The organism is Rhodopseudomonas boonkerdii (assembly GCF_021184025.1).
GTDB classification, from domain to species: Bacteria; Pseudomonadota; Alphaproteobacteria; order Rhizobiales; family Xanthobacteraceae; genus Tardiphaga; species Tardiphaga boonkerdii.
Map to the genome: position 1 here is coordinate 4594629 of NZ_CP036537.1, position 26584 is coordinate 4621212.

General features: G+C 64.3%; 22 protein-coding genes, 1 other RNA gene and 1 pseudogene. 11 read left to right on the forward strand and 13 right to left on the reverse strand.

The window, feature by feature from the left end:
• Positions 1-37 precede the first annotated feature (37 nt).
• From E0H22_RS21090 to E0H22_RS21145, 12 genes and pseudogenes are all read right to left on the reverse strand, one after another.
• Entirely contained in the window at positions 38-4360 is a 4323-nt protein-coding gene (locus E0H22_RS21090) for an autotransporter domain-containing protein (RefSeq protein WP_233022930.1), read from the reverse strand.
• Between the two features lie 244 nt (positions 4361-4604).
• Positions 4605-5342: pseudogene (locus E0H22_RS21095) on the reverse strand (autotransporter outer membrane beta-barrel domain-containing protein); the annotation flags it as partial.
• Between the two features lie 119 nt (positions 5343-5461).
• Complete coding sequence (locus E0H22_RS21100) at positions 5462-6919, reverse strand: tetratricopeptide repeat protein (RefSeq protein ID WP_233022931.1); 1458 nt, start codon at positions 6917-6919, stop codon at positions 5462-5464.
• A 123-nt stretch (positions 6920-7042) separates the two neighbouring features.
• On the reverse strand, positions 7043-7543 hold the full coding sequence (locus E0H22_RS21105) for a GDSL-type esterase/lipase family protein (RefSeq protein ID WP_347340806.1): 501 nt from the start codon (positions 7541-7543) through the stop codon (positions 7043-7045).
• Positions 7544-8179: 636 nt separating this feature from the next.
• Positions 8180-8800, reverse strand: a complete 621-nt coding sequence (locus tag E0H22_RS21110; protein ID WP_233026463.1) for a cupin domain-containing protein — start codon at positions 8798-8800, stop codon at positions 8180-8182.
• Between the two features lie 154 nt (positions 8801-8954).
• Positions 8955-9383 carry a hypothetical protein gene (locus E0H22_RS21115; protein WP_233022932.1) on the reverse strand — a complete coding sequence of 143 codons (429 nt, stop codon included), beginning with the start codon at positions 9381-9383 and terminating at the stop codon, positions 8955-8957.
• 404 nt (positions 9384-9787) lie between these two features.
• Positions 9788-10606, reverse strand: coding sequence for a TIGR00282 family metallophosphoesterase (locus E0H22_RS21120; protein ID WP_233022933.1), 819 nt, complete (start codon positions 10604-10606; stop codon positions 9788-9790).
• Positions 10607-10608: 2 nt separating this feature from the next.
• Positions 10609-11190, reverse strand: a complete 582-nt coding sequence (locus E0H22_RS21125) for a 5-formyltetrahydrofolate cyclo-ligase (RefSeq protein ID WP_233022934.1) — start codon at positions 11188-11190, stop codon at positions 10609-10611.
• Complete coding sequence (locus tag E0H22_RS21130; RefSeq protein ID WP_233022935.1) at positions 11187-11630, reverse strand: type II toxin-antitoxin system ParD family antitoxin; 444 nt, start codon at positions 11628-11630, stop codon at positions 11187-11189. The genes E0H22_RS21125 and E0H22_RS21130 overlap by 4 nt, the downstream gene beginning before the upstream one ends.
• 34 nt (positions 11631-11664) lie before the next feature.
• A non-coding RNA gene (ssrS, locus tag E0H22_RS21135) (6S RNA) lies at positions 11665-11824 on the reverse strand.
• A 71-nt stretch (positions 11825-11895) separates the two neighbouring features.
• The gene (locus E0H22_RS21140; RefSeq protein ID WP_233026464.1) at positions 11896-12279 is read right to left on the reverse strand and encodes a cell division protein ZapA; all 384 of its coding nucleotides are present in this window, start codon (positions 12277-12279) and stop codon (positions 11896-11898) included.
• Between the two features lie 7 nt (positions 12280-12286).
• Positions 12287-12613 carry a DUF4164 domain-containing protein gene (locus E0H22_RS21145; RefSeq protein ID WP_233022936.1) on the reverse strand — a complete coding sequence of 109 codons (327 nt, stop codon included), beginning with the start codon at positions 12611-12613 and terminating at the stop codon, positions 12287-12289.
• A gap of 302 nt (positions 12614-12915) precedes the next feature.
• On the opposite strand from E0H22_RS21145, the gene tkt reads away from it, so the two are divergent.
• The 11 genes from tkt (at position 12916) to E0H22_RS21200 (ending at position 23317) form a co-directional block, all read left to right on the forward strand.
• A complete protein-coding gene (gene tkt, locus E0H22_RS21150; protein WP_233022937.1) occupies positions 12916-14901 on the forward strand; it encodes a transketolase in 1986 nt (661 codons plus the stop codon).
• 123 nt (positions 14902-15024) lie between these two features.
• Positions 15025-16035: a type I glyceraldehyde-3-phosphate dehydrogenase gene (gap, locus tag E0H22_RS21155; RefSeq protein WP_233022938.1), complete on the forward strand. Its 1011-nt coding sequence runs from the start codon at positions 15025-15027 to the stop codon at positions 16033-16035.
• Positions 16036-16182: 147 nt separating this feature from the next.
• A complete protein-coding gene (locus E0H22_RS21160) occupies positions 16183-17376 on the forward strand; it encodes a phosphoglycerate kinase (RefSeq protein ID WP_233022939.1) in 1194 nt (397 codons plus the stop codon).
• Between the two features lie 78 nt (positions 17377-17454).
• Positions 17455-17712, forward strand: a complete 258-nt coding sequence (locus tag E0H22_RS21165; protein WP_233022940.1) for a hypothetical protein — start codon at positions 17455-17457, stop codon at positions 17710-17712.
• Between the two features lie 175 nt (positions 17713-17887).
• The gene (fba, locus tag E0H22_RS21170) at positions 17888-18955 is read left to right on the forward strand and encodes a class II fructose-bisphosphate aldolase (RefSeq protein ID WP_233022941.1); all 1068 of its coding nucleotides are present in this window, start codon (positions 17888-17890) and stop codon (positions 18953-18955) included.
• A gap of 85 nt (positions 18956-19040) precedes the next feature.
• Complete coding sequence (locus E0H22_RS21175; protein ID WP_233022942.1) at positions 19041-19247, forward strand: antitoxin MazE family protein; 207 nt, start codon at positions 19041-19043, stop codon at positions 19245-19247.
• A 14-nt stretch (positions 19248-19261) separates the two neighbouring features.
• Positions 19262-19567, forward strand: a complete 306-nt coding sequence (locus tag E0H22_RS21180) for a type II toxin-antitoxin system PemK/MazF family toxin (protein ID WP_430715176.1) — start codon at positions 19262-19264, stop codon at positions 19565-19567.
• A gap of 51 nt (positions 19568-19618) precedes the next feature.
• On the forward strand, positions 19619-20641 hold the full coding sequence (locus E0H22_RS21185) for a class I fructose-bisphosphate aldolase (RefSeq protein WP_233022944.1): 1023 nt from the start codon (positions 19619-19621) through the stop codon (positions 20639-20641).
• A 2-nt stretch (positions 20642-20643) separates the two neighbouring features.
• Positions 20644-21321, forward strand: a complete 678-nt coding sequence (locus E0H22_RS21190) for a thiamine phosphate synthase (protein WP_233022945.1) — start codon at positions 20644-20646, stop codon at positions 21319-21321.
• 5 nt (positions 21322-21326) lie between these two features.
• The gene (locus tag E0H22_RS21195; protein WP_233022946.1) at positions 21327-22415 is read left to right on the forward strand and encodes a tetratricopeptide repeat protein; all 1089 of its coding nucleotides are present in this window, start codon (positions 21327-21329) and stop codon (positions 22413-22415) included.
• A 107-nt stretch (positions 22416-22522) separates the two neighbouring features.
• Positions 22523-23317, forward strand: coding sequence for an inositol monophosphatase family protein (locus E0H22_RS21200; RefSeq protein WP_233022947.1), 795 nt, complete (start codon positions 22523-22525; stop codon positions 23315-23317).
• Between the two features lie 110 nt (positions 23318-23427).
• Here the strand turns inward: E0H22_RS21200 and E0H22_RS21205 are convergent, their stop codons facing one another.
• Complete coding sequence (locus tag E0H22_RS21205; RefSeq protein WP_233022948.1) at positions 23428-26580, reverse strand: multidrug efflux RND transporter permease subunit; 3153 nt, start codon at positions 26578-26580, stop codon at positions 23428-23430.
• Positions 26581-26584: the final 4 nt, after the last annotated feature.

Consider the following 26584-nt stretch of genomic DNA (forward strand, 5'->3'; position numbering starts at 1 on the left):
GCTCGAAACTGCTCTCATCCGCTCTCGTGACACCGTCTCACCACACGTAGCGCACGACGCCCTTGCCGGCATAGCTGGTGGTGACGTCGGAGAATTCGCCTTCGAAACTCGCGGCCAGCGAGAGGCCGCTGCTGAACGTCATCTCCGCCGATGCGGTGGTGAGCGCCGCGTTGCGCGCGGGCGCGGCGCCGTTCACCACAAAGCTCGCGCCGGGCAGCGACTGGAACGTGGCGGCGACGCTGCGGTCGCTGGTGTAGTCATGCGCCCAGGCGGCACGGCCGCGCAGGGTCAGGATCGCATCACCGACAGCGAAGGATTTGTCGGTGCGGATGCCGAGTTCCGATCGCGTCGATGTGGCGGTCCTGGCGGCGTAGGCCAGCGCAAACATATTGCCGCCGGCATTGGCGGTTTCCGCATAGGACGGCAGATCGAAGGCTATGACCTGGGCGGCGGCATAGGGCGTGACGCCGACGCCATCGACCCACGGCATCACCCAGCGATTGCCGACCTCGACACGGCCGGAATAGGCGTTGGCGTTGAACTGGGCGCGAAGCTGGTCGATGCCGGCAACGGTGACCGTGCGATCGGTGGTGATATCCTGCCAGCCATAGGCGGCGGCGGCCGTGATGTAGGTCGAGCCCACGGTATGGCGAACAAACGCGCCGGCCTGGAACAGATCGGATCGCCCGCGGCCGCCATTCGCCACGCTGAAATTCGTGCCGCCGCCGGCGAGGGCAAAACCGGCAAGCGTGTTCGGCGAAAACCAGTAATCCGCACCGACCGCGACCCCACCGAGCCGGCTGGTGGTGGTGTTCGATCCGGTCGCGCCATTGCCGTCGGTGGTCTGCGATCCGCCGAAGCCGGCGGCCCACACGTTCCAGCGAGCTTCGAATGCAGGCGCGCGGGGCGGTGCCTTGGCAAACATCGCATAGGCGTCGGCGCCCGTGCGCTTGCGGCCGGAAGATGCATAAGCGTTGAACGCATCATCTTCCGCAGCAAAGCCGGTCGCGCCGGTGCCGCTACCGCCGCGCCCGGCGCTGAACGGATCGGTGATCACGCCCATGAACTGGGTCATCGCATCGAACGTCGCCTGCTGGCTACCGGCGGCAGTTTCGCCGGAGACCTGCGTCAAGCCCTGCGGCGTCAGCGCGCCGAACACCAGCGGAATGCCGCCTGCCGTGTTGAACGAGTTGATCAGCGCATTGGCGACGTTGCTCTGGTTGCTGCTGAGCCCGCTGCCGAAGCTTGGCGCACCCGGCGGATCGGGCGGCGTGAAGTTCAGCGTCAGGTTGAGGTAGGCGTTGTTGGCGTCATAACTCAGCGACGGCGTGAAGTTCGCCGGCAGATTGGTGTTGACCAGCGACGCGAACGTGCCGCTGACACCACCCGCCGCATTGAGGATGGTGTATTGCCGCGTCACATAGGCACCGCTGGCATAGGTCGCCTGCACCGTTGCTCCGCCGAGCGTCGCCGTGCCCGTCACATTGGTGCGATCGGCATGAGTCGGATCGACCTCCACCATATAGGTCGATGCCGCCGTGAACACGAGATTGCCCCGCACCGTCAGAGTGCCGATCGAGTTGCCCGGCGACAGCGTGCCGCCGTTGATCGCCGTGTCCCCGACGATGCCGTTGCCGCCAAGGATGCCGCCCGCGTTCACCGTCATCGTCCCGGACGACATGCCGTTGCTGATGAAGCGACCGGCGTTCACCGTCACGTCCGAGGCGATGCTGCCGCCCGCGGCGATCTCCAGCACGCCGCTGCTCACCGTGGTCGCGCCGGTATAGCCGTTCGCGCCGAGCATCTGGGTCGTGCCGCCGCTAACGGCAAGGCTTGCACTGCCGCCGAGCCGGTCGATCGTGCCGCCGCTCGACGTCAGCGCCCCGGTCAACGACCCGTTGCGGATCGTGCCGCCGTTCTGCAAGGAGACGCCGCCGTTCTGGATTTGCGCCGTGCCGCCGAGATCGAGCACCGCGGTTGCGCCGTTGATCGTGGTGGCGTTCGCCGCATCACCGAGCGTGCCGCCGCCGGCCAGCGCCAGCACACCGGCATTGATGGTGGTGCCGCCGGTATAGGTGTTGAGGCCGGACAGGATCAGCGTGCCGTCCTGGGTCTTGCTGACGCCGCCAGCGCCGGTGATCGGCGCGGCGATGCTCGCCGTCACCCCCGCCAGCACCCGCAGCTCGCCGCCGTTCGCGCCGAGCACCAGCTCGCCGCCGGCGCCACCGATCAGCGTGTAGCCGTTGGTCACGAATTGCAGGCTGTCGAAGGTCTGCGGTCCAGCGACTGTCACCGTGCCGCCGCCGCCCTCGAACGCGGCGTTCATAGCCGCCCACCGCGCCGGCACTGTGCCGCCGACATTGAGCCAGTTCGGGTTGCTGCTGTTCCAGGCGCCGTTGCCACCCTGCCAGGACTGCAAGGTGCTGGTGCCGTCGGCCACCAGCAGATCGACGACCCCGGCGCGGGAGGTGTCGACGCCGATATCGGCGGCATTCCATCCGACCGGCGGCGCACCGAAGGTGAGGCCGTTGCCGGTGAGTGTGCCGCCATAGGTCATCAGCCGGTAATAGCCGATACCCTGCGCGCCGAAGGCCACCAGATCCAGCGTGCCGTTCAGCGCGAGATTACCGGTGACTGCGACCAGGCCGGTGCTTCCGGGCACGGCGGACGATCCCGGCGCGCCGAGCAGATAGCTGAGATGCGCGCCGCTGGCGAGCGTCAGGTCGCCGTTGATCCGCAGCGCGCCGGAGCCGCTATCACCGCCGAACAGGCCTCCCCCGGCCTGGATCGTCGTGCTGCCGACGGTGCCATAGCCGCCGAAGAGTACGCCGTTTTGCACCACCACGGCGCCATCGATCCGTGCGGCGCTGTCGCTGGCGGTGTTGCCGACCCGCAAGATTCCCGACGAGACCGTCGTTTCCGTGGCGGTGATGATGCCGTTGGCCCTCATCGTATTGCGCGCGCTCAGCGTCAGGGCGCCGCTTGCCGTCACCGAACTGGTTGCGGCCATATCCATGCCCGCGGACGAGGTCAACGAGACGCTGTTCCCAGTCAGGCTGCCGTTGACGGTGAGCCCGCCGCCGGTGCCAAGCGTCATGGCGCCGGTGCCCGCATCCACCGCGCCGGTCACATTGAGGCTGCCCGCGTTCGTCAGGCTGAAGCCGGTCGCGGTGAAGGCGCCGAGGCTGGCGATCTGGTTGCTGGTTGACGTCAACGAGACCGCGCCGGTCGCACTTCCCGTCAGCGTTCCAGCGGCGAGCATCGATCCGTTCGATTGCGTGATCCCGCCGCCGGTCGCGGTCAGCGTCACCGTGCCGGAGCCGGCATCGGTGCGGCCGGCGCCCGTGAGCTGCACCGATGCGCCGGTCAGCGAGATCGTGCCGCCGCTGCTTCCGCTCGACCCGTAGGCGTAGATGTTACCGGCATTGGTCGCGATCCTGTCCGAGACAAGCGTGACGCCGCCGCCGCCCTGCCCGGTCACGTTGATGGTACCGCTGTTGGTGACATCGCCGCCGGTGCCATTCAAGGTCACCGTGCCGCCGGCAACCGCGCCGACACCCAATGCAGAAATGAAGCCGCTGTTGCGAACGATATCGCTGGTGAAAAGACCGGACGTTGCCAGGGCGGTGAGATTGACGCGGCCGCCGTCGTTGGCCTCCAACGTTCCGGTGTTGAGCACCGCGGGATTGGCGTTGAACGCCGTCACGAGAGGGCTGTCGATCACGACGGTGTCGAAGGGAGTCGTCGTGCTCGATCGGCTCAAGGTCGCAGAACCGGCCGCCATCAGATTGATGCTGCCGGACTGCGCGGCGATGCGTCCACCGTTATCAACGCCAGTCCCGACCAGGGTCACCATGCCGCCAGTGGCGGCGGTCAGCGAGCTGCCTGCGATGGCCCTGACTTGTCCTGTCGTGGCTAGAGTGTTGAGCCGATACTGGTCTTGGTCGACGTATCCGGGATCGAGCGTGGTGGCGATCAGCGACCCGACGTCCACCAAGCTCGTCGCTGAGAAGAGCACCCCGTTGGGGTTGGATAGCAGCACGCTGCCGTTGGCGGCGAGAATCCCAGCAATCGTGCTCGGTGCGTTACCAGTCACACGGCTGACGGCCAGCGACGTCACACCTAGTTGATTGAATGCAAGCGTTACCGGTGGGCCCACGTCGAAGCTGTTCCAGTTCACCTCCAAGATAGTGCTGGTCTGATTTATCGTCGGCAGAGTGATCGTGCCCGATCCCCTGATGATCGTGTTGCCCGCCGGCAAGGTCTGCGCGCCCGCTTGGCCCAGGGGCAGCAGCAGCCCGGCCAGTCCCAGAGCTGCCCGCCCCGAGGCCAGCCGCCATCCGAGCCCCATGGCGATCATGCATGCCCTGTGAAAATCCCGCATCCGTCCCTGCGCAGTCCCGGTCAAAACCTGCCGCAAATACTGTACCATAGATTGCTGGCTATGCGTGTCGCATCCCATGTTCCGTGACGGCGCTCGCTCATGCGTCAAAATGTATCACTGCATCACCAACTGCGTGTCGATTGTTGCTGCTCACCGCGCCGCGATTGCGGATGGTCCGTGTAGCGGAATTGCCGACAAATCCGCCTGCGCCGCCTTCGGTTCACCAGCGATAGCGGATGGTGCCGCGGCCGGTGGTGCTGGTGGTGACGTCGGAGAATTCGCCTTCGAAACTCGCGGCCAGCGAGAGGCCGCTGCTGAACGTCATCTCCGCCGATGCGGTGGTGAGCGCCGCGTTGCGCGCGGGCGCGGCGCCGTTCACCACAAAGCTCGCGCCGGGCAACGACTGGAACGTGGCGGCGACGCTGCGGTCGCTGTTGTAGTCATGCGCCCAGGCGGCACGGCCGCGCAGGGTCAGGATCGCATCACCGACAGCAAAGGACTTGTCGCTGCGGATGCCGAGCTCCGATCGCGTCGATGTGGCGGTCCTGGCGGCGTAGGCCAGCGCAAACATATTGCCGCCGGCATTGGCGGTTTCCGCATAGGACGGCAGATCGAAGGCTACGACCTGGGCGGCGGCATAGGGCGTGATGCCGACACCATCGACCCACGGCATCACCCAGCGATTGCCGACCTCGACACGGCCGGAATAGGCGTTGGCGTTGAACTGGGCGCGAAGCTGGTCGATGCCGGCGATGGTGACCGTGCGATCGGTGGTGATATCCTGCCAGCCATAGGCGGCGGCGGCCGTGATGTAGGTCGAGCCCACGGTATGGCGAACAAACACGCCGGCCTGGAACAGGTCGGATCGTCCGCGGCCGCCATTCGCGACGCTGAAATTCGTGCCGCCGCCGGCGAGGGCAAAACCGGCAAGCGTCGTCGGAGAAAACCAGTAATCCGCACTGTTCAGCTCGAAACTGCTCTCATCCGCTCTCGTGACACCGTCTCACCACACGTAGCGCACGACGCCCTTGCCGGCATAGCTGGTGATGGCGTCGGAGAACGTGCCTTCGGAAACAGCTATTTTGCGACTGCCTCCGTTCCCGAGCCGACGCGCGCAACAAGAGCATCGGCGCGCTGTCTGATATTGCCGGAAAATTTTTCGCCGCTGCCGAGCCGGCTTTTCACGCTCGCAGCCAGCTTGACCGCCTCAGCCGCATGACCGAGCGCATGTTCGGTCTCGGCCAGCGCGATCTGAAACCTGATATTGTCGGGCTGTGCCTCGAACGCCTTCCGCAGCGGCCCGATGGCTTCATAGTTGCGGCCCTGACGCTGCAGGTCTTCGCCATAATCGAGCTGCAGCATGGCGCTGCTCGGAACGACGGCGACGCCGGTCAGCAGCGCCTCGCTCGCTTCCTTGTCCCGCCTGGCTTCGCGGAAGACCGCCGCCAAGCGGCGATAGGCGACGATGCTTCGCGCGTTCTTGCTCAGCGCGGTCCGGTGAGCATCGATCGCTTCATCCTTGCGGCCCATCGCATTCAGCACGATGCCGAGGGAATTGTAGCTGTTGTCGGACTGCGGCGCGCGCTCGACGCCGCGCCGCACCGCCTCGAGCGCGTCCTCCGGCTTCTTCTGCGCCAGCAGCACAAATGCTCTGGTGTATTCGGCGGCGACGAAGTCCGGGTCCATGGCCCGCGCGCTCTCCGTCGCCTGCATCGCTTCGGCGACCTGGCCGCGGCTGAGATAAATATAGGTCCGCAGGTTCAGTGCATATTTTTCCGCATCCTTGTGGCCGCCGGCCAGGGCGACGGCGGTCAGACGCATGGCGCTTTCCTCGTCGCCATATTCACGAAAATAGATGCCCGCTGCGATCTCGGGATCGATATGCTCCAGCAGATTGAGCGCGGCTTTCCTGAACAGGTTTTCGGCCCCCGCCGCCGTTTCAACATCGATCAGACCTTCACGGCCGGGCGTCTGGCGCAGACGGAGTCTCAGCAGCTCCTTGCCATCCTCGTTGCGGGTGGTGATCTCGCCGGAGATCTGAACGATCTTCTTTCCCAACACCTTCTGGATCAGCGACTGAAACGACTTCAGGTCGATGTTTCCAGCCGGCGTTTCGATGGACGACAGCGCATCGATCAATTGCGTGTCGCCAAGCGCGGTTTTGGGTTTCGCGGCGTTGGAGTTCCGGTTCAGCGTGGCGATTTCGTCGAGCAGCCGCTGCGTTGCGGTTTCCGCCGTATAACCCGCCGCTTCGAGCGATTGCGGCACCCGCAGCGCGGTCATCACGATGCCGTTCTCGATCATCGCCTTGGAAACGACGATCACCGTCAGGACGATCGGCACGACGGTGACGAGGACGACGGCCAGCCCCTTGGCAAACATCGCAAGCTCGGCAACCGTCCGATCCCGGATCTGTGCGGCCAGATAATCCCGGGTGCGCACATGAAGACGGCGCTTCGCGACCGCGCCCGAGACATTACCCGAGACAGCGCCGGTCGCACGGGGCTGCGCGTATTGAACCGGTTCTGACGACATCCCGGACATCCCAAGCGGACAGCAACGATAGGCATGCAGGGCCCGCCGTAACACAAGCCGGGGCGGGCCCCCTCTGAAAAATTGCAGCGAGAAATGCGCGGGCAAGATCGCCGCCCGTCCGAATTACCGGACCGAACTGGCGAGCTGCGCCGCGACCCTTTGATGACCGGCAACGCTGAGGTGGATGTGGTCGCTCTGGGCCATGCCCGACTGCAGCGCCGCCTTCACGTAGCCATCGGCCTGAATCGTCTTGATGCCGCGCGCCCGCAATTGCTGTTGAATGCTGGCGATGTTGGCCTGCCGCTGCGCCGGCGAGATCCCGCGGCGGTTGTCATTGCCGCCGAACTGCAGGATCACGACCTTGGTGCCTTCCGGCACGGCGCTCGACAGCCGCGACAGCATGCCGGCCGTGGTATCGCCGGACACGCCGGCATTGCTGACCGTGGTGCGCGAGCCCTTCGCTTGCAGGATTCCCTGCAACTGAGCCGGATAGGCCGCCGACGATCCGACACCCAGGCCTTCGGTATTGCTGGCGCCGAGCGCGACGACCTGCGCCGACGCCGTATGCGAAGCCATGCTCGCCATCAGCGTCGCAACAAGTATGGCCGTTTTCAGTGACATCATGGTTCCCTCTCTATGCTCCGATCAGGGGCGGCGTTGCGCACCGGACCATCGGTGACGCCGCCCACTGACACGCACAGGAAGGCACGGGACGACGCCGGTTTCGTCCCCCAATTGGGTGAGCATGCGTGACGATCGCGAGCCGAAAGGCGCGAAATGCGATCGAGCGCAGGCACGACGGAATATTCCGATGTGCGGAGGGCACGACCGGCGACCGCCGCCGCAGAGATATTTGGACAGCAGAAACAGCAGGGCTTGATGGCAACGCGGACGATGCTTCGCCCATCCGCTCTTTAGAGTCTGTCTCATAAAGCGGTCGAGGTGGTTTTCGGCTGCTTTGGTTCGGAATAATGCCCGTTCAGCTCAGTATCTCGCTTTTCCACCCCTCATCCTGAGGAGCCGCGTAGCGGCGTCTCCCAGCGAATGGCGTAGCCATTCGCAAGGGATGGCCGAAAGGCTCCGAGCCAAGCCATCTCATGGTTCGAGACGGCGCTGTCAGCGGCGCAATTGCGCCGCTAGGCCTCCTCACCTCAGCCTGAACGCAGCTGCGTTCAGGCGGGAGGGACAGAGTTTGTTGCGTTCCGCCTGGGCGACCAACAGGGCCAAACTACGGACCACATTTCCAGTCAGGCTCTTACGTCAAGCGCGCTTTCCCCCCAGCGATATGAAAGCCATGAGGCAAGGCTCTTCCAACGGATTACGCCAGCGATGGCGGGTGCCGTTCTGCACGACACAGTCGCCCTGACGCAGATGGACTTTCTGTCCATCGTCCAGCTCCAGCGTCATCTCGCCACGCACCACGATCCCGTAATCGATCGTATCCGACGTGTGCATGCCCGGGACGTCGCGTTCGAAATGATCGCCCATCCCCGGAACCTTCTCCGACAATTCGCGCAATCCGCTTTCCATGGTGACGCCCGGCGGCGGCTTCCAGCCTTCGGGCCGTTTCGGCGGATAGGAGATCAGGCGAAACAACGTGCCGCCCGGGCCGGGAAAGGCCTTGGTCCCCGCCAGCATCGGGTCCGGCTCGCGGCCGGTCAGTTGCGGCACGCCCTCGGTCATATAGAGCTCGTAGAATGTCAGGCCGGGATTGGCATCGATCTCCACCACCTGCGCGCCATCGAACGACTTGAGCACCGACTTGCCATTCTCGTCGCGGCCCGTCACGACGCGCCTGGGCGCCGGATTGCCCGCTCCTTTCGCCTGTGTGGATGGCGATGTCCCCATCATGGAACTGCCGACGAACAGCGCGGACAACACCTGCAACAGCTGACGCCCGTGACGGCATCGGGACACGAATCGGCGTGCGGCCCGATGGTGCATCCCGGCCGCCGGCGTTGAAAGAGCTTGTTCATCGACGGTTCCTTCTGCTCGGTTGTTTCGTGATCGTGACTGGAATGCTCCGCGCTGCCCCTCAAGCCGGGACGATGGCAATGTAGGGGATACAGGCGACAATGACGGCCATCTGGACCGCGTTGCCCAGCATGCCACCCCAATGCAATCGCCGCAGTTCGCGCGCCGCATTGGGATCGCCGGCGGCGCCGTCACGAAGCCGCGCATCCATGTGCTGCAGGAACCAGCGGCGCCATACCGCCGTCATAGCAACGACGAGACCGATGCCCGTCGCAATCGCGAAGCGGCCTTCCGCGGCAACCGCCAGCATTCCAACGGCGCTGGTGGCAAGCAGCGTCAGGAAATAGCCGTTGAACATGATGCGGAGCAATTGAGCGACCTGGCGAATATCCAGACTCACCAGCAGGAAAGCCGGCGCCGCCAACAGCAGGTAGAACATCGGAAGCAGAAGAATGGTTGTCGCGAATACGGCCACATGATCTGGGACCATTTGCACATCCTTTTGTTTTCTTCCCCGAGCATTCCTTATGATTGCATTGCCTCCTCATCATCATCCAAAGCGGGTGAACGAGCTATTGGGCTTTGGTCGGATGCGATATGCGCATGATGACCACGACGACGACGGCGCTGGGCTTGCACAGCAGGAAGCAAGCACCGGCGCGCGTTTGAAATTAGAGTGGTTATGACCTTATAGCACCGTGTCCCGGGCCCGCTGCAGCGCAGGCGACGCGGCGCGTCGCCGACAACGCTGCTGCGCAGAACCGGGACCGTACCAAGCTCGGCGTTTGTTGCGGTCCCGGCTCTGCGAAGCGGCATGCCTGCGAAGCTTCGCTTCGCCTGGAATGCCGCATCGCGTCCGGGACACGATACCATCGAAGCAGAAACTACTCTCGCTCACCAGAATTCCGGCATCGTCTGCGACAGCCGTCCGCCAATCCGAACCGGCGCGATCCGGACTGCGAGACCGGTCTTGTCGTCCGTCTCCACCGCGACGCCCGACAGGGTGGCAGGACCGAAGGCCGGCTCGAAGCGGCCGGAGGGGATGCCGGTGACGAAGCGGCGCACCGGTTCTTCCTTCTGCATGCCGATGACGGAATCATAGTCGCCGGTCATGCCGGCATCGGTCATGTAAGCGGTGCCGCCGGGCAGTATCTGGTGATCCGCGGTCGGGATATGCGTGTGGGTGCCGACCACCAGACTGACGCGGCCGTCGCAGAAATGGCCCATGCCCTGTTTCTCGCTGGTCGCCTCGCAATGGAAATCCACCACGATGGCATCGGCGGCCTCGACCAGCGGGCAGGCTTCGATCTCTTTCGTCACCGCCGCGAAGGGATCGTTCAGCGGCTCCATGAAGATGCGGCCCATCGCATTGATGACGAGAGCACGCGCGCCGTTCTTGGCGTCGATCAGCGCCGCGCCGCGGCCGGGCGTGTGGCGCGGGAAGTTCAGCGGACGGATCAGGCGCGGCGCGCGCTCGATGAAGACCAGCGCCTCCTTCTGGTTCCAGGCGTGATTGCCGAGCGTCACCGCATCGGCGCCGGCATCGATGAGATCGTTGTAGATGGCCTCGGTGATGCCGAAGCCGCCGGCGGCGTTCTCGCCATTGATCACGACGAGATCGAGCTTCCAGTCCTTGACGAGGCCGGGAAGCTTGTCCTGGATCACCACGCGGCCGGTTTTGCCGACCACATCGCCGATGAAGAGAATACGCAACGTCATTTGCTCCGGAAGTCGATCACACGGGTCTCGGTTAGCACAAAATCGAGCGCGACGTCGTGCGGCTGCATCGGAATGGCTGCGATCTCCTGGGTGTCGAAGGCAACGCCGATGGCGGTGAAGGATTTGACGGCGCGCAACTGCGCGAAGGTGCGGTCGTAGTGACCGGCGCCATAGCCGATGCGGTGGCCGGCGCGGTCGAAGGCCGCGAGAGGGACCAGCAGGATGTCGGGTGCTACCGGCGGCGCGTCCGGTGACGGTTCGAGAATGCCGAGCGATCCGGCGACCAGGACATTGGCCGTGTCCCAGGCGCGGAACAACAGGGGTTCATCGCGGGCGACGACGACAGGCAATGCCAGCTCCGCCCCCCGCGCCGCGAGCGACTGCATCAGCCGCACGGGATCGATCTCGCTGCGGATCGGGGAATAGCCGGCGACGATGGCGCCGGGCGTGACGGTCAGCGGAAAAGGGTGTGTCGCGAGCGCGCGCGCAGCCTCATCGCGATAGGCCTCGCTCAATGCCGAGCGCCGCGCGAGGGCGGCGGTGCGAAGGTCGGGCTTGGTGGGGATGGGTAGGCTCATGGCCGACTAGTAGCGCTTCTGCCTTCTCCCCGCACGCGGGGAGAAGGTGGCCCGGCGAAGCGAAGCGCAGCCGGGACGGATGAGGGGACTCTCGCGGACTTTAACGTTCGTGGAGAGTCCCCCTCACCCGCCTTCCACATGCTCCGCATGTGCAAGGCGACCTCTCCCCGCAAGCGGGGCGAGGTCAGGCGCGATTGGCGTTCGTTCCACTTTGCGTTAGCTTCCGCGATTAGTGTTTCTACATCGAGCGGTTCGTCAACAAACCCGCTATCGAGCCCTTCCTGATAGGCTTGCCGTAGCCATTCAAGCCGTTCCTGCCGATCGTTCAGCAGCCGCAGCGCTTTGCACACGACATCGCTTGGCGTTGCGTAGTGCCCGCTCGCGACTTGCGCGTTCACAAAGGACACGAGGTCATCGGGTAATGAGATTTCCAGAACCATCTCTCGCTCCGGTCCGAAAACTCAAAAAGAAAAGCGCGAAGCCGCGGTGGCCGTTGAAGCGGTCGATCCCGGGACGCCTACGAAAGTAGGTGGGCGCCGTGTGTCCAGGTCCACAGACCTGGCCAGGGACAGCTCCCTTAAGGATCGATAAGGCCCCGGGGATATATGGCTCCTGACGCGCGACGCAGCCTCGCACGGGCAATGTAAGGGTTATGGGCGGGATACGCCAGTGGGGATGTCGTTCCGGCGCACGCCGGGATGACAGTCACCCGATCGCCACGCCGCCGCCGATGGTGCGGTTCAGCACCTGCGTGGTCTTCTCGATGCGCTCGGCTGCGGCATTCAGCGCCGCGGCGACCGCGGTCTGTGTCGCGCGCGCGCGATCGGCGGCAACCACGCGAACATCGCGCAGCGCCATCAGCTCCTCCTGCAGCGCCCGGATCTGCTGGTTGGCATCGACGAGTTCGTCGGCCACCATCAGCGCCGCCATCACCGTGAGGCGCGCATCGCCGATCTCGCCGAACTTTCCGCGCAGATTCGTCACGCGGGATTCGAGGCTTTCCGCGAGCCGCAGCAGGCGTGTCTCCTGCCCTTCCTCGCAGGCCATGCGATATTGCCGGCCATTGATGGTGACGTTGACGTGGGTCATGTCGTGCTCACTCACGGCCCTGCTCCGCCAATACCGTGCGAATGGTGCCGATGGCCGCATCGAGCGTGCCCGCGATCTCGCGATTGGTACGTTCGAGTTTGCGCGTCTTCACCAGCGAACCGTCGAGTTCGTCAGCCAGGCGCGAGCGATCCGCGCCGAGGGCCTGAATGCGGGCGGCAAGCTCGTCCTCGTCGCGGTCGGCCTCGCGGCGGCGCTCCACGGCGCTCTCCAGCGCGTCCAGCGCGCTCATCAGCCGCCGGGTCGCGGACTCGATCTCCTGCACGCCGACTTGGGCGGGATCGGAGGCCGATAGATGGGCGGGACGTTCGATCATACCGGACGATGCAGAACCTGATTGCGGGCGCGACGCCAAAAAGCACGCCGCGACAAGGTTTTAAGGCTCGAAATTTAAGCGGGGAGCGTCCCGGACGCAACGCCGCTCAAAAGCTATGCACCGTAAAGCGGTCAAAAACCGGCGGTAGCTTCGATCGTGACGCGACACCCGGCACCGCCTTGGACTCTCAGGAACCTAGGTGCTATTCCCCGGTTCTCCATTGCGATGCCGCACGTGCTGCGAGGCCGCTGTTCCAGCGGAGGCAGGCCGGTTCATACCCTTCAAGTCACACGGAACACGATATGACGCAGGTTGATCACTCGAAAATGGCCAACGCCATTCGCGCCTTGGCCATGGATGGCGTCGAAAAGGCCAAATCCGGCCATCCCGGCCTGCCCCTGGGCGCCGCCGACATCGCCACCGTGCTGTTCACCCAGTTCCTGAAATTCGACGCCGCCGATCCGAAGTGGCCGGACCGCGACCGCTTCATCCTCTCCGCCGGCCACGGCTCGATGCTGCTCTATGCCCTGCTCTATCTCACGGGCAACAAGGAGATGACGCTCGACCAGCTGAAGAACTTCCGTCAGCTGCATTCGAAGACGCCGGGCCATCCGGAGAATTTCCACACCTCCGGCGTCGAGACCACCACGGGCCCGCTCGGCCAGGGTGTTGCCACCTCCGTCGGTTTCGCGCTCGCCGAACGCATGCTCGCGGCCGAGTATGGCGACGTGGTCGATCACTACACTTACGTGCTGTGCTCCGACGGCGATCTGATGGAAGGCGTCAGCCATGAAGCCATCGCGCTCGCCGGCCATCTGAAGCTGTCGAAGCTGATCTTCCTCTATGACGACAATGGCATTTCCATCGACGGCCCGCTGACGCTCGCCGACAGCGTCGATCAGGTGGCGCGCTTCAAGGCCCATGGCTGGAACGCGGTACAGATCGACGGCCACGATCAGGCTGCCATCGCCGCCGCGATCAAGACCGCGCAGAGCTCCGATCGTCCGACGCTGATCGCCTGCAAGACCACCATCGGTTTCGGTTCGCCGAAGAAGGCCGGCACTTCCAAGGCGCATGGCGAACCGCTCGGCGCGGAAGAACTGCTTGCCACCAAGAAGGCGCTGGGCTGGGATTACGGCCCGTTCGAAGTACCTGATGACGTGCTGAACGCCTGGCGCGACGTGGGCAGCAAGGGCGCCGCCGCCCATGCCGACTGGCAGAAGCGTTTCGATGCGCTGCCGGCGGAGATCCGCAGCGAGTTCACCCGCCGCAACGACCACAAGCGCCCCGCCGCCATGGCCGATGCGTTCCGCCACTTGAAGAAGAAGCTGGTCGACGAGCCGCAGACCGTCGCGACCCGCAAGGCCAGCGAGATCGCGCTCGAGGTGATCGTGCAGGCGGTGCCGGAAATGGTGATCGGCTCGGCCGACCTCACCCCGTCGAACAACACTCGCACCAAGCAGGCCGTGGAAGTGAAGCCCGGCGACTTCGCGGGCCGCTACATCCATTACGGAATCCGCGAGATGGGCATGGCGGCGGCCATGAACGGCATCGCCCTGCATGGCGGCTTCATCCCGGCGGGTGCGACCTTCATGTGTTTCACCGACTATGCGCGCCCGGCGATGCGCATCTCGGCGCTGGCGCAGATCCCGGTCGTCTACATCATGACTCACGACTCGATCGGCCTCGGCGAAGACGGCCCGACCCACCAGCCGGTGGAGCATCTGGCCGCCATGCGCGCGATGCCGAACATGCGCACCTTCCGCCCGGCGGATACGGTGGAGACCGCCGAATGCTGGCAGCTCGCGCTGGAGAACACCACCGGCCCGACCATGCTGGCGCTGTCGCGCCAGAATCTCTCGCCGGTGCGCACCACGCATCACGACGACAACCTCTCCGCCAGCGGCGGCTATGAGTTGATCGCGGCGAACGGCAAGGCGGCCGTGTCGATCTTCGCCTCGGGTTCGGAAGTCGAGATCGCCGTGGCTGCGCAGAAGACGCTCGCCGAGAAGGGCATCCCGACCCGCGTGGTCTCCGTGCCCTCGCTCGAACTGCTGCTGGAGCAACCGGACGAGAAGCAGAAGGCGATCATCGGCGACGCGCCGGTCAAGATCGCGGTGGAAGCCGCCGTGCGCTTCGGCTGGGATGCCGTGATCGGCCACGACGGCATCTTCATCGGCATGAAGGGCTTCGGCTCGAGCGCGCCGGCGAAGGAGCTGTACAAGCTGTTCGGCATTACGCCGGACGCCGTGGTCGAGGCCGCGACGCGCAAGCACAACGCGGCTTAACTCCATTAAAGCGCTGGTGAAATTGACACGTTGCACCAGCGCTCCAATCCGGGCATGAAATGCCCGCAAACGGGACTATATAGAGCCCTCATCCAAGGCAGGGCCCCAACAAGGAGAAAGTGAATGGCGATCCGGGTTTCGATCAACGGTTTTGGCCGCATCGGCCGCAACGTGCTGCGGGCGATCTACGAGTCGGGCCGCACCGACATCGAAGTCGTCGCCATCAACGATCTCGGACCGGTTGAGACCAACGCGCATCTGCTGCGTTTCGACAGCGTGCATGGCCGCTTCCCCGGCGAAGTCACCGTCGAGGGTGACACGATCCAGCTCGGCAAGGGCAACAAGATCAAGGTCACCGCAGGCCGCGATCCCTCGGCGCTGCCGTGGAAGGATCTCGGCGTCGACATCGCGCTGGAATGCACCGGCATCTTCACCGCCAAGGACAAGGCCTCGGCCCATCTCACCGCCGGCGCCAAGCGCGTGCTGGTCTCGGCCCCGGCCGACAATGCCGACCTCACCGTCGTCTACGGCGTCAACCATGACAAGCTGACCAGGGATCATCTGGTCGTCTCGAACGGCTCGTGCACCACCAACTGCCTCGCGCCGGTCGCCAAGGTGCTGAACGACACCGTCGGCATCGAGACCGGCTTCATGACCACGATCCACGCCTATACCGGCGACCAGCCGACGCTGGACACGCTGCACAAGGATCTCTATCGCGGCCGCGCAGCTGCGATGTCGATGATCCCGACCTCCACCGGCGCCGCCAAGGCGATCGGCCTGGTGATGCCCGAACTCTCCGGCAAGCTCGACGGCGTGTCGATCCGCGTGCCGACCCCGAACGTCTCGGTGATCGACCTCAAGATCGTCGCCAAGAAGGCCACCACCAAGGAAGAGATCAACGAAGCGGTGAAGAAGGCGGCCGCCGGCCCGCTGAAGGGCGTGCTCGGCACCACCGTGCATCCGAATGTGTCGATCGACTTCAACCACGATCCGCATTCGTCGACCTTCGCCTTCGACCAGACCAAGGTTCAGAACGGCACGCTGGTGCGCGTGCTTTCCTGGTACGACAACGAGTGGGGCTTCTCCAACCGCATGGCCGACACCGCCGTGGCGATGGGCAAGCTGCTGTAAGCAGACCAACTAACTCATGGTTCGAGACGCGCGCCTGTTGGCGCGCTCCTCACCATGAGGGTTCTCCCCTAGGACTCCGCCTCATCCTGAGGAGCCGCGCCTCGGCGCGGCGTCTCGAAGGATGGGAGCTAACCGACCGAGCCAGCCATGACCAATTCTTTCCGCACCCTCGATGATGTCGATGTGAAGGGGAAGCGCGTTCTCGTGCGCGTCGACCTCAATGTCCCGATGGACAGCGGCAAGGTCACCGACGCGACCCGGCTCGAGCGCATTGCGCCGACCATCACCGGCATTTCCGACAAGGGCGGCAAGGTCATTCTGCTCGCGCATTTCGGCCGCCCCAAGGGCCGCGACGACAAGAATTCGCTGAAGCCGGTGGCGGCCGCGCTCGCCAATGTCATCAACAGGCAGATCGCCTTCGCCGACGGTTGCATCGGCGAGCCCGCCCAGAAGGCGGTGGCCGCGATGAAGGACGGCGATATCCTCTGCCTGGAAAACACCCGCTTCCATGCCGGTGAGGAAAAGAACGATCCGACTTTCGTGGACGAACTCGCGAAGCTCGGCGACATCTGGGTCAACGACGCGTTCTCCGCCGCGCATCGCGCGCATGCGACCACCGAAGGCCTCGGCCGCAAGTTGCCGGCCTATGCCGGACGGACCATGCAGGCCGAACTCGACGCACTCTCCAAGGCGCTGGAAGCGCCGAAGCGGCCGGTGATCGCCGTGGTCGGCGGCGCAAAGGTTTCGACCAAGATCGACCTCTTGGAGAACCTCGTCAGCAAGGTGCAGGCACTGGTGATCGGCGGCAGCATGGCCAACACCTTCCTGCATGCGCAGGGCGTCGGCGTCGGCAAGTCGCTGTGCGAGAAGGATCTTGCGCCGACGGCGCTGCGCATCCTGGAGAAGGCGGAAGCCGCCGGCTGCGCGATCATCCTGCCGGTGGATGCCACCGTGGCTTTCAAGTTCGAAGCCAATACGCCGTCGCAGGCCTACGGGCTCGATGCAATCCCCGAGGACGGCATGATCCTCGATGTCGGCCCGCAATCGATCGAGCGCATTCACGCGGCGATCGACGACGCCGCGACGCTGGTGTGGAACGGCCCGGTGGGTGCGTTCGAGATCGCACCGTTCGACCGCGGCACCGTGGTCGCGGCGAAGCATGCGGCCAAGCGCACCAAGGAAGGCAAGCTGATCTCGGTGGCCGGCGGCGGCGACACCGTGGCCGCGCTGAACCATGCCGGCGTGGCCGACGATTTCACCTATATCTCCACCGCTGGCGGCGCCTTCCTCGAATGGATGGAAGGCAAGCCGCTGCCGGGCGTCGAAGTGCTGAAGAAGTAAGCTTCAGCAACTTAAGATTGCCGTTGCGCATTAATGTGTTTATGATACGTTCTCGCTAATAGCGAGGACGTATCGGCCATGAGTGGCAACGTGGAAAATGCGGTGCTCGACATCCTGAAGAAAATTCAGAGCGACATCACTTTGGGTCGTTCTGAATTGAAGACGTTCAAGCAAGACACCGAGACGCGCTTTGAACGCTTGGAAACGCTTGTCCGGAAACAACGCCGGGATGGCGCTGCGATGCTCGTCATGATGCGCGCGGCGGCCGGTGACTTCGAGGAACGCCTCACTGCCGTCGAACAACAGATTGCGGCGCTCGAGGCTCGCGACCACTAGCAGCCCTGATTTTCCGCTCGTTGGAACAGCCAGCCGCTTTCGCCATTAACGGTTGTCCCTCGCGCGACTTATGGCGTCTTGGATTCGCCGTGGGCTCGCGCTAAGAGCGATCATCCCCGGCACGAAACCGCGCCGCCTCATAAAAATGCTGCCCCCATAAAAAGGAGTTTCCCGCATGGCCCGTATCACGTTGCGTCAACTGCTCGATCATGCGGCGGAAAACGACTACGGCGTACCGGCCTTCAATATCAACAACATGGAGCAGGCCCTCGCCATCATGGAAGCGGCCAATGCGGTGGACGCGCCGGTGATCATCCAGGCCTCCCGCGGCGCCCGCTCCTATGCCAACGACATCATGCTCAAGCACATGATGGACGCCGTCACCGAAATCTATCCGCATATTCCGGTCTGTGTGCATCTCGACCACGGCAACGAGGCCGCCACCTGCATGACCGCAATCCAGGCCGGTTTCACCTCGGTGATGATGGACGGCTCGCTGAAGGCCGACGGCAAGACCCCGGGCGACTGGGACTACAATGTCGGCGTCACCAAGACCGTAACCACGATGGCGCATCTCGGCGGCATCTCGGTGGAAGGCGAACTCGGCGTGCTCGGCTCGCTGGAAACCGGCGAGGGCGAGGCCGAAGACGGCCACGGCGCCGAGGGCAAGCTGTCGCACGACCAGCTGCTGACCAATCCCGACGAGGCCGTGAAATTCGTCAAGGAGACCCAGGTCGACGCGCTGGCGATCGCCATGGGCACCTCGCATGGCGCCTACAAGTTCACCCGCAAGCCGGATGGCGACATCCTCGCCATGAACGTGATCGAGGAAATCCACCGCAAGCTGCCGAACACGCATCTGGTCATGCACGGTTCGTCCTCGGTGCCGCAGGACCTGCAGGACATCATCAACACCTTCGGCGGCCAGATGAAGCCGACCTGGGGCGTGCCGGTTGCGGAAATCCAGCGCGGCATCAAGCATGGCGTGCGCAAGATCAATATCGACACCGACAACCGGATGGCGATGACCGGCCAGATCCGCAAGATCCTGTCCGAGAACCCCAGCGAATTCGATCCGCGCAAATATCTGAAGCCGGCAATGGAAGCGATGACCAAGCTGTGCAAGCAGCGCCTGCAGGAGTTCAACACCGCCGGTCAGGCCAGCAAGATCAAGCGCGTGCTGACCACCGCCGAAATGGCCAAGCGCTACGCGTCCGGCGAACTGAACGCCAAGATCGCCTGATCGTGCGCATCCCGCCGGGATGCACGCATGCCTTGCGGGCCAAGGCGACCCTCGCTATGTTACATGTAACGGAGTGGAGGTCGTCATGGCGACAGGTGCCGAACGGGTCCGCAAGCACCGCGAAAAGATGAAGGCCGCCGGTCTCAAGCCGGTGACCATCTGGGTTCCAGATGTGAATTCGCCGGAATATCGAGAAGCTCTCGCTCGCGATATCGCAGCAATCAACGCTAGCGCAGACGAAAAGCAAATTCTGGAAGAGCTTTCCGGCGTTGAAATCGATGGCTGGAAATGAGACGGGGCGACCTGGTGACCGTGGTCATGCAGGGCGCTTATGGAAAACCGCGCCCCGCTGTCGTGGTGCAAGCTCTCGGGCACGAAGGCTTGACCTCCGTGACCTTCTTACCGCTGACCACCGAAGTGACAGCTGCCGAAATTATCAGGGTTTTGGTCGAGCCTAGTGCCGACAATGGTCTTGAGGCGAAATCACAGGTGATGGCAGACAAATGCACAACTTTGCCGAGGTCCAAAATCGGCAAAGTATTTGGTCGCCTCGACGACGCCGATATGGATCGCGTTAACCGCGCCCTCGCCGTTTTCCTCGGATTTGCCTGACATCTGTCGTTATTGTCCGTAAGAAGCATTCCATCTTTCAGGACCGCTCCGATGAACCTCGCCGATCTCAACACAATCGCCCGCGCCATGGTTGCGCCGGGCAAGGGACTGCTGGCTGCGGACGAGTCGTCAGGCACCATCAAGAAGCGTTTTGACGCCATCGGCGTCGCCTCCACCGAGGACAGCCGCCGCGACTATCGCGAGATGCTGTTTCGTTCGCGCGAGGCGATGAGCCAGTCCATCTCCGGCGTCATCCTGTATGATGAGACAATCTGGCAGAATGCGAAGGATGGCACACCGCTGGTCCGCCTGATCGAGGAAGCCGGTGCGATCCCCGGCATCAAGGTGGATGAAGGCACGCAGCCGCTGCCGAACTGCCCGGGCGAACTCGTCACCGTCGGTCTCGACAAGCTCGCCGAACGACTGCCGAAATATTACGCGCGCGGCGCGCGCTTCGCGAAGTGGCGGGCGGTGATCGATATCGGCGCCGGCATTCCGAGCATGACCGCAATCTCGGTGAACGCCCATGCCCTCGCGCGCTATGCGGCGCTGTGCCAGCAGGCTCAGATCGTGCCTATCGTCGAACCGGAAGTGTTGATGGACGGCGATCACGACATCGACCGCTGCGTCGAGGTGACGACGCGCGTCCTAAACAAGACGTTCCAGGAATTGCGCGTGCAACGCGTCGCCCTCGAAGGCATGATCCTCAAGCCGAACATGGCGATCTCCGGCAAGGCATCGAAGACACAAGCCAGCGTCAGCGAAGTGGCCGAGAAGACAGTGCGCATGCTCAGGAACTGCGTGCCGGCCTCCGTGCCCGGTATCGCCTTTTTGTCCGGCGGTCAGTCGGATGAAGAAGCCACCGCGCATCTCGATGCCATGAACAGGATCGGCGGCCTGCCCTGGCCGCTCACCTTCTCCTATGGACGCGCGCTGCAGGCTGCGCCGCAGAAGGCATGGTCCGGCAAGGCCGAGAATGTGACGGCCGGCCAGAAGGCGTTCACCCATCGCGCGCGCATGAACTCGCTCGCCGCGTCCGGCACATGGACTACCGAACTAGAGAAAGCTGTATAATCTTGGCTGCCAAACCAACCGCGCCGCCCGCCCCCCGTCTCTATCTTTCGACGCCCGTGGTCGATGACCCCGCCGCGCTGCTTGCCGGGCTGCCGGACCTGATCCGCAAGGCCGACGTGGCCGCCGTGCTGCTGCGCCTTGCGCCATCGGATCCGCGCACCCTCACCTCGCGTATCAAGGCAGTGGCGGCGCCGGTCCAGAAGGCCGATGCCGCGCTGCTGGTGGAAGGCCATGTGGATCTGATCGCCCGCGGCGGTGCCGATGGCGCTCACCTGCCAGGCCTCGCACCGCTGCAGGAAGCGCTGCCCGCGCTCAAGCCCGATCGCATCGCCGGCTGCGGCGGCCTGACGACGCGTCACAACGCCATGTCGGCCGGCGAGGCCGGCGCCGATTATGTGCTGTTCGGCGAACCCGATTCGAAAGGCCAGCGCCCCTCGGCGGACGCTATTGCGGAACGCATCGAGTGGTGGGCCGAACTGTTCGAGCCTCCCTGCGTCGGTTACGCAGCGTCGCTCGACGAGGCCGAACGGTTTGCCGCGGCCGGAGCTGACTTCGTGCTGGTGGACGATCTCGTCTGGAACGATGCGCGCGGCGCTTCGGCAGCGCTTGTCGATGCCGGCGCCGCCATCCAGCGCGGCCATGCGGCCGTGCTCGAACGCTTCAAAGCGGCACAGGGCTGATCGCAGTGACGACGCTGCGCGCATTGCTGCTGACCACGACCTGCCTGTACGCAACAGCGGCGGCCGCACAGATATCGCTGACGCCGCCCGCCGCGCAGGCGCCAGCCAAGCAGTCCCCCGCCAAGCAGTCCCCTGCGAAGGCGCCAGCCAAGCAGGCACCGGCGAAAGCACCGGAGGCTGCGAAGAAGGCTCCCGAAGCCGCCAAGAAATCGCCGCCCGCGAAGCAGCCGGAAAAAGCCGAAGAACCGGTCGATCCCCGCGCCGATCTCGTCTACGGCGCCTATCAGCGCGGCATGTACAAGACCGCCCTCGAACTCGCCACCAAGCGCGCCACGGAGAACAACGATCCGAAGGCGATGACCATGCTCGGCGAGCTCTATTCCAATGGGCTCGGCATCAAGCGCAACTATCAGCTGGCCGCCGACTGGTACAAGCGCGCCGCCGACCGCGGCGACCGCGAGGCGATGTTCGCGCTCGCCATGCTGCGCATTTCCGAGCGCACCAATCCCGGCGGGCGTGACGAGGCGGTGAAGCTGCTGGCCTCCTCCGCCAAGCTCGGCAATCCCAAGGCGGCCTACAATCTCGCACTGCTCTATCTCGACGGCCAGACCCTGCCGCAGGACGTCAAGCGCTCCGCCGAACTGCTGCGGCAGGCCGCCGATGCCGGCAATCCCGAAGCGCAATATGCGCTGGCGACCTTCTACAAGGAGGGCACCGGCGTCGAGAAGAATATCGACAAGGCCGTGCGTCTGCTGCAAGCGGCCTCATTGGCCGACAATGTGGATGCCGAAGTCGAATACGCCATCGCGCTCTATAACGGCACCGGAACCCCGAAGAACGAGGCTGCAGCCGTGACCCTGCTTCGCAAGGCGGCGCGGCAGAACAGTCCGATCGCGCAAAACCGCCTCGCCCGGGTGCTCGCCCTACGCACGAATACCGACGATCGACTGGAGGGCTTTCGATGGCATATCGTGGCCAAGACCGCCGGGAAGGGCGACCTGATGCTGGACGAATTGCTGGCCCAGGCCAGCCCGCAGGAGCGCGCCCAGGCCCAGCAGGCGGCCAACAAATGGCTCGGCTCCACCCTGAAATGATTTGGCCAAGGCGATCTTGCCTTGACGCCATGGCCCCCAAAGGGCACCCATCGCCCCCAGCAACCCAATCCTGAAGACCTGACGCCAGGTCGTCGCGAGACGAGACCATGATCAATTCGGCCCTGATGAATGTGATGGTGAAGGCCGCGCGCCGCGCCGGCCGCAGCCTCAAGCGCGACCTCGGCGAGATCGAGAACCTGCAGGTATCGACCAAAGGACCTGCGAACTTCGTTTCGCTCGCCGACAAACGCGCCGAGGAAATGCTCTATACGGACCTCAACAAGGCCCGCCCCGGCTACGGCTTCCTCGGCGAGGAAGGCGGCACCCGCGAGGGGACCGACAAGAGCCATACCTGGATCGTCGATCCGCTCGACGGCACCACCAATTTCCTGCACGGCATCCCGCAATTCGCCATCTCGATCGGCCTCGCCCGCGAGGGCCAGGTGATCGCCGGCGTGATCTACAATCCCGGCAATGACGAACTCTACATGGCCGAGAAGGGTGCTGGCGCGTTTCTCAACGACACCCGCCTGCGTGTCTCCGGGCGCCTGCAACTGCATGACTGCGTGATTGCCTGCGGCCTGCCGCATATCGGCCGCGGTGACTTCGAACAGTCGCGCAACGAAATGGCGGCGCTGCAGCCGAAGGTCGCCGGTCTGCGCCGCTTTGGCGCGGCCTCGCTGGATATGGCCTTCGTGGCGGCCGGCCGTCTCGACGGCTATTGGGAGCGCAACCTGCAGCCATGGGATGTCGCGGCCGGCATCATCATGATCAAGGAAGCCGGCGGTCTGGTCAGCGACATCGACGGCGGCGATCTGCTGAAGACCGGCGACGTGGTGTGCGGCAATGAAGTCGTGCACAATTCGCTGGTGAAGATCCTGCGGCCGCTATCGAAGAAGTAAGACGATGCCGTAGGGCGGGTTAGCCGAAGGCGTAACCCGCCGTCTCTTCGTCACATACACTCGGCCGGCGGATGACGCTTCGCTCATCCGCCCTACGGCCGAGCCTTCTGTCAATGCGATGCCGCCGGCTCGCCGGCCTCCTCCGTCTGCCGGGTCTTGTCCTTCTTCGGCTTGTCCCCCGAGAACAGATTCTGCACCCAGACGAAAAACACCGGCACGAACAGCAGCGCCAGGATCACCACCGCCAGCATGCCGCCGGCGACGGCCGTGCCGAGCGCCTGCTGGCTGAGCGCGCCGGCGCCTGACGAGATCGCCATCGGCAGCACGCCGCAAATGAAGGCCATGCCGGTCATCACGATCGGTCGGAAACGCAGCTGACAGGCTTCCATGGTCGAATCGTAGAGCGATTTGCCCTGCGCACGCAGATCCTTGGCGAATTCGATGATCAGAATGGCGTCCTTCGCCGCCAGACCGATGATCGTGATCAGGCCCACGGTGAAATAGACGCCATTCGGCTGGTCGCGCAACGTCGAGGCCAGCACCGCGCCGATGATGCCGAGCGGAACGGTCATCAGCACCGCGATCGGAATCGTCCAGCTTTCATAGAGAGCCGCGAGGATCAGGAACACGACCAGCGCCGACAGTGCCAGCAGAAACGGCGCGGTCGAGCCCGACTGCTTCTCCTGCAGCGACTGGCCTGCCCATTCATAGCCGAAGCCGCGCGGCAGCTTCGCCGCCAGCCGCTCCATCTCCGCGATCGTATCGCCAGAAGTGAAGCCCGGCTTGGCCTCTCCGGAGATGCGCATCGCCGGATAGTAATTGAAGCCGATGATCTGGCTCGGCCCCCGCGCCCACTCCACCGTCGCGAAGGAGGAAAACGGCACCGACTGACCGCGGCTGTTCTTCACGGTGTAGTTCAGGATGTCCGACGCATTCATGCGGTTGTTCGCGTCGGCCTGCACCAGCACGCGCTGCATGCGCCCCCGATTGGGAAAATCGTTGGTGTAGTTCGAGCCGAGATTGGTCGAGATGGTGTTGTTGATATCCTCGAAGGTGACGCCGAAAGCGCCGGCCTTCTCGCGGTCGATCATCAGATTGACGATCGGCGCCTGCGGCAGGCCCTCGATATAGGCATTCTGGATGATGCTGCCCGCATTGGCTTCGGTGACGATCTGGTTGGCCGCAGCCAGCAGGGCTTCATACCCCTTCGACGCACGATCCTGCAGACGGAAGCTGAAGCCTGCGGAAACGCCGAGATTATCCACCGGCGGCGGCTGCTGGCCGGAAATATCGGCGTCGCGGATCTTGGCGAGATCCCTGTTGATGTCTTCCACGATCTTCGCGGCGGACTGCTGCTCGGTGCGCTGCGACCAGTCCTTCAGCGAGATGAAGGCCTGCGCCGTGTTGAGACCCTGGCCGAGAAAACTGAAGCCGGTGAGGAACACCACATTGGCGATGCCTTCCTTCTTGCTCAGATACTCCTCGACCTGCTTGATCGCATTCTCGGTGCGGGCATAGGACGAATCCGACGGCGTCTGCACGTCGGTGGTGATGAAGCCCTGGTCATCGACCGGCAGGAAGCCGCCGGGCATGCGGACGAAGGCCCAGCCGAGACCGACCAGCAGCGCCACATAGACAAGCATCACTCGGCCGGCCTTTTTCAGCGACCACGCCACGGTGCCGGTATAGCGGTCGCGCACGCCATCGAGGCCGCGATTGAACCAGCCGAACAGGCCGGTATGCGAATGGCCGTGGCCCTTTTCGACGGGTTTCAGCATCGTGGCGCAGAGGGCCGGCGTCAGCGTCAGCGCCAGCAACGCCGAGAAGCCGATGGCCGAAATCATGGTGACGGAGAACTGCTTGTAGACGATCCCGACCGAGCCGGGGAAGAAGGCCATCGGAACGAACACCCCCATCAGCACCAGCGTGATGCCGACGATGGCGTTGGTGATCTGGTCCATCGCCTTCTTGGTGGCTTCCTTCGGCGGCAGCCCCTCTTCGCTCATGATGCGTTCGACATTTTCGACCACGACGATGGCGTCGTCGACGAGAATGCCGATCGCGAGCACCATGCCGAACATGGTGAGCATGTTGATGGAATAGCCGACCGTCAGCAGCACGGCGCACGTACCCGCCAGCGCCACCGGCACCACGATCGTCGGAATGATCGTGTAACGGAAATTCTGCAGGAACAGAAACATCACGACGAAGACGAGAACGACGGCCTCGATCAGCGTCATCAGCACCTTGTTGATGGCCGCACTGATCACCGGGGTGACGTTATAGGGAATCTCGTAGGTGATGTTGGCGGGAAAGAAGTTCGACAGCTCCTTCATCTTCTTGTCGATCGCATCCGCGGTCGCCAGCGCGTTGCCGGCCGGCGACATCAGCACAGCGAGGCCCGCAACGGGCTTGCCGTTGAGACGCGTCTTGAACTGATAGTTGAAGCCGGCGATCTCGATCCGCGCGACATCGCGCAGGCGCACCGCCGAACCGTCGGGATTGGCACGCAGCACGATGGCGCCGAACTCCTCGGGCGTGGTGAGCTGCCCCTTGACCAGCACCAGCGCGGAGGTCCGCTGCTCCGCAGGGCTCGGCTCGGAACCGATGGCGCCGGACGCGACCTGGGCGTTCTGCGCGGTGACAGCCTTGTTGACGTCATCGGCGGTGAGATTGTAGCCGACGAGCTTTGCCGGATCGAGCCAGACCCGCAGCGCGCGTTCCGTGGAGAACAGTTGCACGCGGCCGACGCCGGGGATGCGGCGGATTTCGCCGACCACACTGCGCGTCATGAAATCGCCGAGCGCGATTTCATCGAGGCTCCCGTCGGTCGAGTTGATGGTGATGATCTGCAGCACCTGCGCCGAAGCTTCCTGAATGCGGATGCCCTGCTGGATCACCGCACGCGGCAATCGTGGCTCGACGCGCTTGATGCGGTTCTGCGCTTCCACCGACGCGGCGCTGATCTCGGTACCCGGCTCGAAGCTGGCAAGGATTTCCACCGAGCCCAGCGAGTCGCTGGTGGATTCGTAGAACAGCAGCCCCGGTGTGCCGTTGAGCTCTTCCTCGATCAGCCGGGTGACGCTGTTATAGAGATTTTCGGGCGACGAGCCGGGATAGGTCGCGCTGATCGAGATCAGCGGCGGCGCGATGATCGGATATTGCGCGACCGGCAGCAGCGGAACCGAGATCGCGCCGAACAGACAGATAAAAAGCGCGACGACCCAGGCGAAGATCGGCCTGTCGATGAAAAAACGGGGCATGTTG

What these genes read in the sequence shown, in the direction of transcription:
- E0H22_RS21200 (WP_233022947.1), top strand. Translation starts at nt 22,523, where the DNA reads ATGATCAATTCGGCCCTGATGAATGTGATGGTGAAGGCCGCGCGCCGC.
- E0H22_RS21130 (WP_233022935.1), bottom strand. Translation starts at nt 11,630, where the DNA reads ATGGTTCTGGAAATCTCATTACCCGATGACCTCGTGTCCTTTGTGAAC.
- E0H22_RS21165 (WP_233022940.1), top strand. Translation starts at nt 17,455, where the DNA reads ATGAGTGGCAACGTGGAAAATGCGGTGCTCGACATCCTGAAGAAAATT.
- gap (WP_233022938.1), top strand. Translation starts at nt 15,025, where the DNA reads ATGGCGATCCGGGTTTCGATCAACGGTTTTGGCCGCATCGGCCGCAAC.
- E0H22_RS21115 (WP_233022932.1), bottom strand. Translation starts at nt 9,383, where the DNA reads ATGGTCCCAGATCATGTGGCCGTATTCGCGACAACCATTCTTCTGCTT.
- E0H22_RS21185 (WP_233022944.1), top strand. Translation starts at nt 19,619, where the DNA reads ATGAACCTCGCCGATCTCAACACAATCGCCCGCGCCATGGTTGCGCCG.
- tkt (WP_233022937.1), top strand. Translation starts at nt 12,916, where the DNA reads ATGACGCAGGTTGATCACTCGAAAATGGCCAACGCCATTCGCGCCTTG.
- fba (WP_233022941.1), top strand. Translation starts at nt 17,888, where the DNA reads ATGGCCCGTATCACGTTGCGTCAACTGCTCGATCATGCGGCGGAAAAC.
- E0H22_RS21090 (WP_233022930.1), bottom strand. Translation starts at nt 4,360, where the DNA reads ATGATCGCCATGGGGCTCGGATGGCGGCTGGCCTCGGGGCGGGCAGCT.
- E0H22_RS21160 (WP_233022939.1), top strand. Translation starts at nt 16,183, where the DNA reads ATGACCAATTCTTTCCGCACCCTCGATGATGTCGATGTGAAGGGGAAG.
- E0H22_RS21105 (WP_347340806.1), bottom strand. Translation starts at nt 7,543, where the DNA reads ATGATGTCACTGAAAACGGCCATACTTGTTGCGACGCTGATGGCGAGC.
- E0H22_RS21145 (WP_233022936.1), bottom strand. Translation starts at nt 12,613, where the DNA reads ATGATCGAACGTCCCGCCCATCTATCGGCCTCCGATCCCGCCCAAGTC.
- E0H22_RS21205 (WP_233022948.1), bottom strand. Translation starts at nt 26,580, where the DNA reads ATGCCCCGTTTTTTCATCGACAGGCCGATCTTCGCCTGGGTCGTCGCG.
- E0H22_RS21140 (WP_233026464.1), bottom strand. Translation starts at nt 12,279, where the DNA reads ATGACCCACGTCAACGTCACCATCAATGGCCGGCAATATCGCATGGCC.
- E0H22_RS21100 (WP_233022931.1), bottom strand. Translation starts at nt 6,919, where the DNA reads ATGTCGTCAGAACCGGTTCAATACGCGCAGCCCCGTGCGACCGGCGCT.
- E0H22_RS21175 (WP_233022942.1), top strand. Translation starts at nt 19,041, where the DNA reads ATGGCGACAGGTGCCGAACGGGTCCGCAAGCACCGCGAAAAGATGAAG.
- E0H22_RS21125 (WP_233022934.1), bottom strand. Translation starts at nt 11,190, where the DNA reads ATGAGCCTACCCATCCCCACCAAGCCCGACCTTCGCACCGCCGCCCTC.